Origin of the sequence: Paraburkholderia flagellata (assembly GCF_021390645.1) — a bacterium.
Taxonomy (GTDB): Bacteria; Pseudomonadota; Gammaproteobacteria; order Burkholderiales; family Burkholderiaceae; genus Paraburkholderia; species Paraburkholderia flagellata.
Genome location: NZ_JAJEJT010000003.1, coordinates 108,571 through 120,525, shown reverse-complemented (window position 1 = coordinate 120,525; position 11,955 = coordinate 108,571). Strand labels below are relative to the sequence as shown.

Below are 11,955 nucleotides of genomic sequence, written 5' to 3'. Positions count from 1 at the left end.
TGATTACAGTGTAAACAGCGATGATTGTTTCGATATTGTCCCTTCGTGACCGGCTGGTTGACTGCGCGCTGGCCTTGCTCGAAAAGGGCGAAAGCGACGTCAGCCTGCGTGCCGTTGCGCGGGCAGCCGGTGTTTCGGCGATGGCGCCCTATCGTCATTTCGAGGACAAGGCGGCGCTGATGGGCGCTGTCGCGCTCAGAGGCTTTGCGATGCTTGAGGCAGACGCCGCGCGCGCGGACAAAGCCGACGACGCATGCGAAGCGCTCACCGCGCAGGGTCTCGCCTACGTTGGCTTCGCCCGCGCGCATCCTGCGCTGTTCCGGCTGATGTTCGCGGATGGTGCAGGACTCGCGCTGCCCCACGAGGACTGCCGGGGCGCTTACACGTTGATGGCGCGACGGGTGGCGGAACTGGCGCCGCATTGGGTCGACGCGGGGGCGCTCGCCTGCTGGGGGCTGGTTCACGGCCTGGCGACGCTGGCGCTCGACGGGCGTATTCCGTCTGATCCGGCCGGTGAACGAGTGGCGATGGCCCTGATGACGCAAGCGTTGAAAGTGGCGCCGCCCGTCCTCACCAGTTCCTGACGCGCCATCCACAGCACGCGCATTGCCTCTCGCGCGTACGATTGCCAGCAACGCGATGACGACGAGAGAAGAGCCATGGCGATCGAGGAATCCCCGAGCGGCGTGCAACAGTCCGGCCCCAAAGTCGCGCTCGCCCTGCAGGGCGGAGGCTCGCACGGCGCCTTCACGTGGGGCGTGCTCGATCGCTTGCTCGAATCGACTTCGCAGGGAACGCCATTCAGTGTCGAAGCGATCAGCGGCGCGAGCGCGGGCGGAATCAACGCAGCCCTCTGCGCTGCGGGCCTTGCCAATGGCGGCGCAACGAAAGCCCGCGAGATGCTACGCGCCTTCTGGGAAGCGGTATCGCGCGCCGGGACGCTGGCCGGCAACGCACTCTTCGGCTTTTCCGAGCCTGGGCCGTTCGGCGGCTGGAACATCGACTGGAGTCCCGGTGCCATCTTCACGGAGGTCGTGGGACTCGTCGCCTCGCCTTACAACAACCCCCTCTATCGCGATCCGCTCGGCCCGCTGATCCGCTCCACACTTTCAGAAATGGATCTCTCTGCGCTCAACACGAAGAGCGGCGCTCCGCAGCTTTTCATTTGCGCGACCAACGTACGAACCAACGAACGCGCCATCTTTACGCAGCCCGAAATTTCCGTCGAGGTGCTGCGCGCCTCCGCGTGCCTGCCGAGCGAATTCCGCACCGTGGATGTCAACGGCTTGCCGTACTGGGATGGCGGCTATCTGGGCAATCCGCCTTTGGCGCCGCTGATTGCCCATGCGCAGGACCTGATTCTGATCCTCGTGAATCCGTTCGTGCGTCACGACATGCCACCGAAAAACGCTCGCGGCATTCTGGACAGGCTCAACGAAATCGGTTTCAACGCTTCCGTCGTGCTGGAGATCAACGCGATCGAAGCGGTCAACCGCGTGCTCGATTCGGTTGGCGAGGAGGCCGCGAGCAAAAGCGGCTACAAGACGGTCCGGTTTCACCTGATTCGCGACGACGACTTTCTCGCGCAGTTCGGCTTCGTCTCCAAGAGCAGCACGTCCTGGCCGTTGCTCAAAACGCTGTTCGAGCGCGGACGCAAAGTGGCGGACGTATGGCTCACAAAAGACTACGCAAATCTCGGGCAAGCGTCTTCACTTAACGTAAAGAATGCGTTGCTCGATCCGACGCTCAAGCAAGGCAGCGGGCCGCACACGCCATAACGCTTTCGGCGTGACGTTCGGTCCGGGCTATTCGCTCGCGTCACTGCCGAAACTGTCGCTCGAACGACGGCCCCATAGCGTACAGTGATGCGTTCGCGCAAAGTAGTCCAGGAATCGACCTGGACTGAGCCTTGAGGGAGCAGTCTGATGCCGCTCGAATATATCGATGTCGAAACAGCAGTCCAGCGAGATGGCCTGCGCATGGTCGTGATCGGCGGCGTTCCGAGTCCCTGGAGCGAAGCGGCCAAGGGCATCCTGCATATCAAGGGTATCGAGTGGGCTGCCGTGCGACTCGCCTACGACAGCGAGACACTGAAGCAATGGGCCGGGGAACTGAGCGCGCCTGTGCTCATGGTCGGCCAGGAGCGCCCGCGCCGCGGTTGGGCGGAGATTCTTCTGCTCGCGGAGCGCCTGGTCCCCACGCCTTCGTTGCTGCCGGCTGACCCCGCCGAGCGTGCGCTGGCCTTCGGCCTCGCGCATGAACTATGCGGTGAGAGCGGTTTGGGGTGGTCTCGCCGTTTGCAGTTGATTCATGCAGGGTTGCAAAATAGCGGTGGTTTCCCCGACCGGGTCGCGAAATATCTGGGCAAGAAGTATGGGTACAGTCCGCAGGCCGGTGCGGCTGCGACCGGCCGCGTGACGGCCTTGCTGGTGATGCTGAGCGCGCGCTTGAAGGCGCAGCGGGAGGCAGGGTCTGCGTATTACATCGGCAATACAGTGACCGCGGTCGATATCTACAGTGCCAGCGTTCTCGGGCTCCTCCGCCCGCTACCGCACGACGTGTGTCCAATGGACGCGAGCGTGAGGACCGCTTTCGAAACACGGGATCCGGAGACCGACGCGGCGTTGGATCCTGTTTTGCTTGAACATCGCGATCTGATGTACGCGCGGCATCTTGCGTTGCCGCTATCGCTGTAGGTGAAGTCAAGCCACGTTGGCTCAATTCTCGTCCTTAAGATGGAGCAAAATTAGATGAACACTGAGTTCACCAGACTCCCCGTCTACTTCTATGGCTACGACGACATAGAAACTTTTTGCCTGTCTAAAAGAGAGCAACTGGTTCAAGAAAATGTGGGTTTGATACTCGGCATCTTGCGCGGAGGCGCCATACCTGCCCTGATGCTTTCGCAGATGTTGGGCCTACCCGTGGACTTTGTGCACTACGATCGCCAGGAAGCAAGGGCCGAAATCAATAACAAGAAAGTGTTTGAGCTTGTCGACGCCTGCATCAAGGAAGGCAAGAGAATCCTGCTCGTGGACGATGTTGCCGGTGTGGGACATACGCTGGCCAATTGCCACGATTATTTGCTCTCCTTTGTTAAAGACGAGTCTTTCATCAGGGTGCTGACACTGGTACACCACGCAAACAGTAGAACGGAAGCGCATCACTGCAAAGACTGCTCTTCAGTGCACGCAGTATTGCCATGGGAGCGGTATGTGACCAGCCGACAGTGCCTCGATGATTTCGTGAAGGCGGAAGCGGCACTGCTGGAAGACCAGCATTATAAAAAGACATTGGCCATCGACGATTCCGCCTACCCGTTGAACCTGAAAGAGGAATGGAGGGTGGATTGTCGTGTGGAATTCAACGGCGACTATCACTCAGTCATGGATGCCGTCCGTACCGTTGGACCCGAAGAAATCTATTGCAACAACGAATCCCTGATCAGTGCCATATTGAGCGAGTCTCCATTTGTCATCGTCTATAAAACAATTAATCAAAGACGATTCAGAATAAGCTCTTTTGACTAGTGATTGATCGCCGATCCTGTGCGGCGCCTTTCTTATCCCACGCAAATAGGTTCAAACCGGTTCGCAAATATCGCGGATTCGCGCTCTGAAGGACCGGTACATCGGCTACGCCATTTCCTGCACCGGCCCTTCCCCAAGCTGATACCTCGGCTCTTGCGCCTAGTTGGACGCATCGCCCTCACGATGCACGGGTTGCGTTTCCTTCAGGCTTTTCGCGAGCCGCGACGCCTGCAGATAGCCGGGATTCGCAGGCCGCTTCAGGTAACGCCCGGCGCCGCGCCGCGCGCGCAGATCGCCGTTCGCCCACACAAGCTCGCCCTGCGAGACCGTGTGCGTGGGCACGCCGCGTACTGTCATGCCCTCGAAGACGTTGAAGTCGACGTTCTGGTGATGCGTCGTCACCGAGATCGTGCGCGTGGCCTGCGGATCCCACACAACGAGATCTGCGTCGGCGCCGATGGCCACCGTCCCCTTGCGCGGATACAGATTGAAGATCTGCGCGGCGTTCGTGGAGGTCACCCGCACGAATTCGTTCGGCGTAAGCCGGCCCGTGTTCACACCCTGATCCCATAGCACCGCCATGCGGTCTTCCACACCGCCGCATCCGTTCGGAATCCTTGTGAAGTCATTGCGTCCCATTGCCTTCTGCGAAGCGCAGAACACGCAGTGGTCGGTTGCCGTGGTATGCAGCAAGCCGCCTTGAAGGCCGCGCCAGAGCGCGTCGCGATGCTCTTTCGTCCGGAACGGCGGGCTCATGACATGGGCGGCGGCGCGCGTCCAGTCAGGGTCGCGATAGACGGACTCGTCGATCACCAGATGCCCGGCGAGCACTTCACCGAACACGCGTTGCCCTTCGCTGCGTGCGCGGGCAATCGCTTCGAGCGCGTCTTTCGCCGATACGTGCACGATGTACACCGGCACACCCAGCACCTGGGCAATGCGAATGGCGCGATTCGCCGCCTCGCCTTCGACTTCGGGCGGCCTCGAAAGCGGATGCGCCTCCGGCCCCGTGAACCCGCGCGCAAGCAACTGCCGTTGCAACTGGAAGACGAGTTCGCCGTTTTCGGCATGCACGGTAGGCAACGCCCCCAATTCGAGCGAGCGCGCAAAGCTGTTCACGAGAATCTCGTCGTCGGCCATGATGGCATTCTTGTACGCCATGAAGTGCTTGAAACTCGACACGCCGTGTTCGTTGACGAGCAGCCCCATGTCACGATGCACGCTGTCGTCCCACCACGTCACCGCCACGTGAAAGCCGTAGTCGGCGGCAGCCTTTTCGGCCCAGCCGCGCCATTCGCGAAACGCGTCCATGAGCGGCTGTTTCGGGCTCGGAATCACGAAGTCGATGATCGACGTCGTGCCGCCCGCCAGGCCCGCCGCCGTGCCCGTGTAGAAGTCGTCGCTTGCCGTCGTGCCCATGAACGGCAGCTCCATGTGCGTATGCGGGTCGATGCCGCCCGGCATCACATACTGGCCGCCCGCGTCGACCACGGTTGCGCCCGCGGGCGCATCAAGGTTTTCGCCCACGGCCTGTATCACACCGTTTTCGCAGAGCACGTCCGCACGCCAGCTCTTGTCCGCATTGACGACGGTGCCGCCTCGAATCAGGATCGCCATGATGCCAAGTCTCCTTCAGTTGAACGATTTCACGCTGCAATGCTTACGCGCTCGCAACGCTCGGGCGCCGGCTCTTGCCGAGCTTCATCATCACGCCGTACGCGATCGCCGCAATGGCGAGCCCCACGAACCACGCATAGGTGTAAATGCTCTTGAACGCGTCGGGCACGGAGGGAAACACATTCGGGAACGCGGTGTTGAGAAAGCCCGGCAGGTTGGGCAGCACGCCCAGCACCAGAGCGATCACCGCCGCCAGGTTCCAGCCGTTCGAGTAAGCGTATTCGCCGTTCTCCTCGAATAGCTCGGCAGTATTCAGGCGCGTGCCGCGAACGAGGAAGTAATCGACGATGAGAATGCCCGCCACGGGCCCGAGCAGCGCCGAATAGCCGACGAGCCAGGTGAAGATGTAGCCCTGCGTGGTAGCGAGAATCTTCCACGGCATCATCACGATGGCGATGCCCGCGGTGATCAGCCCGCCTGCCTTGTACGAAATAACCTTGGGCCAAAGGCTGGAAAAATCGTAAGCCGGGCCGACGAGATTGGCAGCGAGATTGCAGCACATCGTATCGAGTGTGAGGATGACGAGCGCGATGCCCACGCCAACGCCTTCCATGCGACTCGTGAGATCGATCGGGTCCCAGATCGCCTTGCCGTAGATCACCACCGTCGCCGAAGTCACGACCACTGAAACCACCGAAAGCAGCGCCATCGGAATTGGCAAGCCAATGGCTTGCCCCACGAACTGGTCCTTTTGCGTTTTCGCGAAGCGCGTGAAGTCGGGAATGTTGAGCGCGAGCGTCGCCCAGAAACCCACCATGGCCGTGAGGCTTGGCCAGAACGTCGCCCAGAAGAGCCCTGCCTTTTTGCCGCCCGCGGCGAACTGGGAAGGTTGCGAGAGCATCGATCCCACGCCGCCTGCCTTGGAACAGGCCCACCATACGAGCACCGCGCACATCACGACCTTGATGGGCGCGGACCAGCTTTCGAGCCAGCGGATCGAATCGGTACCGTGCAGGATGAAATAGAGTTGCAGCACCCAGAACACGAGGAAGCACGCGCCCTGCCCGATCGAAATGCCGAGAAACGGCAGTGCGTCGCCCACCAGCGCGTTGTGCGTGAGGATATTGGCGAGTGTATAGATTGCGCTGCCGCCTAACCACGACTGGATGCCGTACCAGCCGCACGCCACGATGGCGCGCAGCATGGCGGGCAGTTTCGCGCCCTGGGTGCCGAACGAGGAACGCACCAGTACCGCGTAGGGAATGCCGTATTTCGTGCCTGCGTGCCCGATCAGCAGCATCGGCACGAGCACGATGAGATTGCCGAGCAGCACCGTAAGCACCGACTGCCACGGCGACATGCCCTGCTCGGTGAGCCCGGCCGCAAGCATGTATGAGGCGATGTTCATCACCATGCCCACCCAGAGCGCAGCGAAGTGATACCAGCGCCACGTGCGTTGCGCAGCGCCGGTTGGCGCGAGATCGTCGTTGTATAGCTCGCTTTCGGCGCGGCGCGCGATGGCGTCGCCTGTCAATGGCTGACTCATGGTTGCGGTTCTCCGTGGCTTGTCGTTGGTTTCGTTCGGTTCAGCTCAGTGCTGTTTCAATGCGTCAAGCGGCTTTCGGATCGGCTACGCGTGCAGGGTTATTCGGATGCGTGGTCCAGTTCGCGTAGCGGCCCGAGTCGACGCGCTCCATCGTGATGCATTGGTCGACCGGGCAGACATGCATGCACAAATTGCACCCGACGCAATTTGCGTCGACCACTTCGAAGTGGCGCTTGCCGTCGCGCGTGGCGGTGATGGCTTGATGCGAGGTGTCCTCGCAGGCGATATGGCACAGGCCACACTGGATGCAGCGGTCCTGGTCGATGCGCGCCTTGATGTCGTAGTTGAGGTTCAGGTACTGCCAGTCGGTGACGTTGGGCACGGCGCGCCCGCGAATGGCGTCCAGATTCGCGTAGCCCTTCTCGTCCATCCAGTTGGAGAGCCCATCGATCATGTCGCTGACGATTCGAAATCCGTAATGCATCGCCGCGGTGCAAACCTGCACGCTTCCCGCGCCCAGCACGATGAATTCTGCCGCGTCGCGCCAGTCGGAAATGCCGCCGATACCTGAGATGGGCAGGCCGTGTGTTTGCGGGTCGCGCGCGATTTCCGCGACCATGTGAAGCGCAATGGGCTTCGCGGCGGGGCCGCAGTAGCCGCCGTGCGTGCCTTTTCCATCCACGGTGGGCAGCGGCGCCATCACATCGAGATCGACGCCGACGATCGAGTTGATCGTATTGATCAGCGAGACGCCGTCCGCGCCGCCCTTCATCGCCGCGCGCGCGCCATGGCGTATGTCGGTGACGTTGGGCGTGAGTTTGACCAGGCAAGGCAGGCGTGTGCCCTCCTTCACCCAGCGCGTGACCATTTCGATGTATTCGGGCACCTGTCCCACGGCCGCGCCCATACCGCGCTCGCTCATCCCATGCGGGCAGCCGAAATTGAGCTCCACCGCGTCGGCGCCGGTGTCTTCCACCTGCGGCAGGATCCACTTCCAGTCTTGCTCGGTGCACGGCACCATCAGCGAAACGATGAGCGCGCGGTCGGGCCAGTCGCGCTTGACCTGCGCGATTTCTTCAAGGTTCACGGCAAGCGGCCGGTCGGTAATGAGCTCGATGTTGTTCAGCCCCGCCATACGCTGACCGCGCCACGTGGTGGCGCCGTAGCGCGAACTCACATTCACCACGTGCGGGTCGAGCCCGAGTGTTTTCCAGACTACCCCGCCCCAGCCCGCCTCGAAAGCACGGTTGACGTTGTAAGCCTTATCGGTGGGCGGCGCAGACGCGAGCCAGAACGGGTTGGGCGATTCAATGCCGGCAATCGTGCAGCGCAGGTCGGCCATGATGCGACTCCTTCGTATTGTCTGGTTTCGATGTGTTGATCGCGTAGCTCAAGCTGCGCCGTTCAAGCCGCTTTGGCGGACTGAGCCGCGAGGTAGCGGTCGATTGCGCGAGCGGCGAGCTTGCCGTCCTGCACGGCCTGCACTGTGAGGTCGGTGGCGCCGTGGCCTGCGCAGTCGCCGCCGGCAAATACGCCTTCGATGGAGGTCGCACCATCCGCATCGACGGCAATGCGCGCGCCGCCTGCGGTCAGTTGCAGGGCATCGAGACCAACCAGGCCTTCAGGCAAGAGCTTTTGACCAATGGCTTTCAACACCATGTCGGCTTCCACACGCACAATTTCGCCGGTGCCGCGCAACGCACCGCCCGCATCGAGCGCGGTGCGCTCGAACTCCACGGTCTGCACGCGGGTGTCGCCGGTAATGCGCAGTGGCTTCATCCATTCGACCAGCGCCACGCCCTGCGAACGAGCGAATTCCTGTTCGGCCCAGGTGGCGCTCATCTGCGCAGCACCGCGCCGATACGCAAGCGTCACCTGCTCTGCGCCCAGCTTGCGGCTTTGCACGGCGGCATCGATGGCCGTATTGCCGCCGCCGATCACCACCACCTTGCGGCCCACGGCCAGCGTGGAGAGATCGTCGGCTTCGCGCAGGCGTGCGATGAATTCCACGGCATCGAGCACGCCATCGAGCGCTTCGCCTTCAATGGCAAGCGATTGCGTGCCGCCGAGGCCCACGCCAATGAACACGGCGTCATACGCGGCTCGCAGTTCCGTGAGCGTGACGTCACGGCCCAGACGCTGGCCCTGACGTATTTCGATTCCACCGATGGAAAGCAGCCATTGCACTTCGCGTTGTGCAAAGTCGTCCACGACCTTGTACGCCGCGATGCCGTATTCGTTGAGGCCGCCCGGCTTTTCACGCGCGTCGAACACGCTCACGCGATGCCCGGCAAGCGCAAGCGTATGGGCGCAGGCGAGCCCAGCCGGGCCGGCCCCGACCACGGCAACGCGGCGGCCCGTCTCGCTGGCGCGCTTGAAGAGCGCGGGCGCGCCTTCGGCCTCGCGTGCCATCTGGAAGTCGGTGGCGTGGCGCTGCAGCGCGCCGATTCGAACTGGTTCGCCATCCTGATGATTTCTCACGCACGCGCCTTCGCAGAGGATCTCGGTTGGGCACACACGGGCGCACGAGCCGCCCAGTGGGTTTGCGCCCAGAATATCGCGCGCCGCGCCCTTGAGATTACCGTTGCCAATCTTGCGGATAAAACCCGGAATATCGATGCCGGTCGGGCAGGCCGCCACGCACGGCGCGTCGTAACAGTAGTGGCAGCGATCGGCGGCAATGACAGCTGCGTTGGCGGAAAGCGGCGGCGCGACGTCGGCGAAGTTGCAGCCTAGCTGCTCGGCGGTAAGGCGGCCAGGCGCGATGCCGTCGGCGGCATTCGAGTTGGGCTGGGACATCCGGGTGCTCCTTGCGAGGCAAAACACGGATCCGCCGGTTGTGCGGGACGCGCACAGCCGGTACGTGGGGACAACGGGAAAGACAACGCGGCTCTCAGGCCGCTTGCGTTCGCGTCAACGGCGTCAGCCGGGTTCGCTCGCGCGTTCGAGCATGGCGTGCAGCAGCACGTTCGCGCCCGCCTCGATCCATTCGATCGTCGCGTCCTCGACCTCGTTGTGACTGATGCCGTCGATGCAAGGCACGAATACCATTGAAGTTGGCGCGACCGTCGCGAGATAGCACGCATCGTGGCCCGCGCCCGAAACGATCTCGCGGTTCGAATAGCCAAAGCGCTCCGCCGCCGCGCGCACAGAGTTGACGCAGGCCTTGTCGAATGGCACCGGCGCGTAATAGAAAATCTGTTCGACCTGCGTTTCCAGCCTGCCTTGCTCTGCAATCCTCACAATGCCTTCTCGCAGCTCGGCGTCCATCTGCGCGAGCACGTCGTCCTGCGGATGGCGAAAATCGATGGTGAAGAACACCCGGCCCGGAATCACGTTGCGCGAATTCGGATGCACCTGCATCATGCCGACCGTCGCGCAGGCTAGCGGCGCGTGGCGCAGGCCGATTTCGTTCACGAGCTGCACGACGCGAGAAGCGCCCAGCAGCGCGTCGCGGCGGCGCGGCATGGGCGTGGGGCCCGCGTGCGCTTCCTGCCCCGTGAGCACGACTTCGTACCAGCGCTGGCCCTGTGCGTCCGTCACGACGCCGATGGTCTTGTTTTCGGCTTCCAGTATCGGCCCCTGCTCGATATGCAACTCGAACGCCGCGTGAATCTTGCGCCCGCCGCATGGAAGTTCGCCCGCGTAGCCGATACGCCGCAATTCCTCGCCGATGGTCTTGCCATCGACATCCTTGCGGGAAAGTCCGTAGTCAAGCGTGAAGACGCCCGCAAACACGCCGGAGGCGACCATGGCTGGCGCGAAACGCGAACCTTCTTCGTTGGTCCAGATCACGGTTTCAACTGGGCGCTCGGTTTGAATGCCGTGATCGTTGAGCGAGCGGATCACTTCGAGCCCGCCCAGCACGCCATAGATGCCGTCGAAACGCCCGCCCGTAGGCTGCGAGTCTGCATGCGAGCCTGTCATCACGGGCGGCAAGTCGTTGTTGCGCCCCGCGCGGCGCATGAATACGTTGCCCATCTGGTCGACGCTCACCGTACAGCCCGCCTCCTTCGCCCATTGCACGATGAGGTCGCGCCCCTGTTTATCGAGGTCGGTCAGCGCGAGACGGCACACGCCGCCCTTGGGCGTGGCGCCGATTTTCGCCATCTCCATCAGGCTGTCCCACAAACGCTGGCCGTTCACGTGGATCGCGGTCGTCAGCGCGGCTTCGCTTACTGCGTTCATGCGTGTCCTCCTGTGCGTGTTCGTCAAACGTGCATTCGTGCCACCTTCTGGGGCGGGAAGAGCCATGGCGGTGCACGCCTCGATGGCCCTTCGTGATTCCAGAAACCTCGCCCCGCGAATCCTGTCCGATTGGACAGGTTGTAGCCGATAAACTTCGCGAATTCAATGCGGTGTTACCAGCGAGAAGCGTGCCATCGATGCTGCAGTGCGCGAAAAGGCCCTCGCCGGCCCACGTGTTTTCCCCGAGTGCGGCGAATGCACGAGGCGCTTACATCGTGACTACAATGAAGCCGTCACGGGCGCGGGAGCCGCACGCCGCCTCTACCCTTCTGAACGGACCGATCACCATGCGCGACGACGAACCCAACACGCGAGCCGCGACCCACGCGATGCGCGGCACGGCGCACGAACGGGAAGCCGCTGACGCAACGCACAAGCCGCGCCGGCGCAAAGCGGCCATTCGCGAGTCGAACGAAGCGCATCTGCTCGCCTGCGCGGAAGCCGTGTTCGCCGAGCGCGGGTTCGAAGGCGCGAGCACGGCGCTGATCGCGGAGCGCGCGGGCCTCCCGAAGGCGAATCTGCACTACTACTTCCCGACCAAGCTCGCGCTCTACTGGCGCGTGCTCGACGATCTGTTCGAGGAATGGAACGCGGCCGCCAACACCTTCGACGCGAGCGACGATCCGGTTGAAGCCATTGGCGGCTACGTGCGCGCGAAGATGGAACTCTCACGGCGCAGGCCGCTTGGCTCGAAAGTGTGGGCGAACGAAATCATTAGTGGTGCGACGCATATGCAGGACATCCTGCTCAAGCGCGTGAAGCCGTGGATGGAAACACGCGTGAAGCTGATCGATCACTGGATTGCTGAAGGACTGCTTGCACCTGTCGATCCGAAGACGCTGCTATTCATGATCTGGGCGACCACGCAGCACTATGCCGATTTTGAGGCGCAAATTCGCGCGCTCTCGGGCAAACGCGCGCTTTCAACTGCGGGCTTCGAGGCGAGCACCGAGGAAGTGGTGCGATTGATCTTGCGCGCCAGTGGCGCGCGCTCGCCTGGACAATAAGACAATT

At 62.5% G+C, this 11,955-nt stretch carries 10 protein-coding genes; 5 read left to right on the top strand and 5 right to left on the bottom strand.

The annotated features are described in order from the left end of the window. The first annotated feature begins 20 nt into the window (after positions 1 to 20). The 4 genes from L0U83_RS24225 (at position 21) to L0U83_RS24210 (ending at position 3,530) form a co-directional block, all read left to right on the top strand. Entirely contained in the window at positions 21 to 584 is a 564-nt protein-coding gene (locus tag L0U83_RS24225; protein WP_233886723.1) for a TetR/AcrR family transcriptional regulator, read from the top strand. A 75-nt stretch (positions 585 to 659) separates the two neighbouring features. Next, positions 660 to 1,778 (top strand): patatin-like phospholipase family protein, encoded by a 1,119-nt coding sequence (locus L0U83_RS24220; protein WP_233886722.1) that lies wholly within the window; start codon positions 660 to 662, stop codon positions 1,776 to 1,778. A 147-nt stretch (positions 1,779 to 1,925) separates the two neighbouring features. After that, the gene (locus tag L0U83_RS24215) at positions 1,926 to 2,696 is read left to right on the top strand and encodes a glutathione S-transferase family protein (protein WP_233886721.1); all 771 of its coding nucleotides are present in this window, start codon (positions 1,926 to 1,928) and stop codon (positions 2,694 to 2,696) included. 54 nt (positions 2,697 to 2,750) lie between these two features. Next, entirely contained in the window at positions 2,751 to 3,530 is a 780-nt protein-coding gene (locus L0U83_RS24210; protein WP_233886720.1) for a phosphoribosyltransferase, read from the top strand. A 159-nt stretch (positions 3,531 to 3,689) separates the two neighbouring features. On the opposite strand, the gene hydA is transcribed toward L0U83_RS24210, so the two are convergent. From hydA to L0U83_RS24185, 5 genes are all read right to left on the bottom strand, one after another. Further along, positions 3,690 to 5,147 (bottom strand): dihydropyrimidinase, encoded by a 1,458-nt coding sequence (gene hydA / locus L0U83_RS24205; RefSeq protein WP_233886719.1) that lies wholly within the window; start codon positions 5,145 to 5,147, stop codon positions 3,690 to 3,692. Between the two features lie 43 nt (positions 5,148 to 5,190). After that, on the bottom strand, positions 5,191 to 6,693 hold the full coding sequence (locus tag L0U83_RS24200; protein ID WP_233886718.1) for an NCS1 family nucleobase:cation symporter-1: 1,503 nt from the start codon (positions 6,691 to 6,693) through the stop codon (positions 5,191 to 5,193). A 64-nt stretch (positions 6,694 to 6,757) separates the two neighbouring features. Next, complete coding sequence (preA, locus tag L0U83_RS24195) at positions 6,758 to 8,035, bottom strand: NAD-dependent dihydropyrimidine dehydrogenase subunit PreA (protein WP_233886717.1); 1,278 nt, start codon at positions 8,033 to 8,035, stop codon at positions 6,758 to 6,760. Positions 8,036 to 8,097: 62 nt separating this feature from the next. Then, positions 8,098 to 9,492 (bottom strand): NAD(P)-dependent oxidoreductase, encoded by a 1,395-nt coding sequence (locus L0U83_RS24190; protein ID WP_233886716.1) that lies wholly within the window; start codon positions 9,490 to 9,492, stop codon positions 8,098 to 8,100. 123 nt (positions 9,493 to 9,615) lie between these two features. Beyond that, complete coding sequence (locus tag L0U83_RS24185) at positions 9,616 to 10,881, bottom strand: Zn-dependent hydrolase (protein ID WP_233886715.1); 1,266 nt, start codon at positions 10,879 to 10,881, stop codon at positions 9,616 to 9,618. A gap of 389 nt (positions 10,882 to 11,270) precedes the next feature. Between L0U83_RS24185 and L0U83_RS24180 the strand changes: the two genes are divergently transcribed. Next, positions 11,271 to 11,948: a TetR/AcrR family transcriptional regulator gene (locus L0U83_RS24180; RefSeq protein ID WP_233887859.1), complete on the top strand. Its 678-nt coding sequence runs from the start codon at positions 11,271 to 11,273 to the stop codon at positions 11,946 to 11,948. Positions 11,949 to 11,955: the final 7 nt, after the last annotated feature.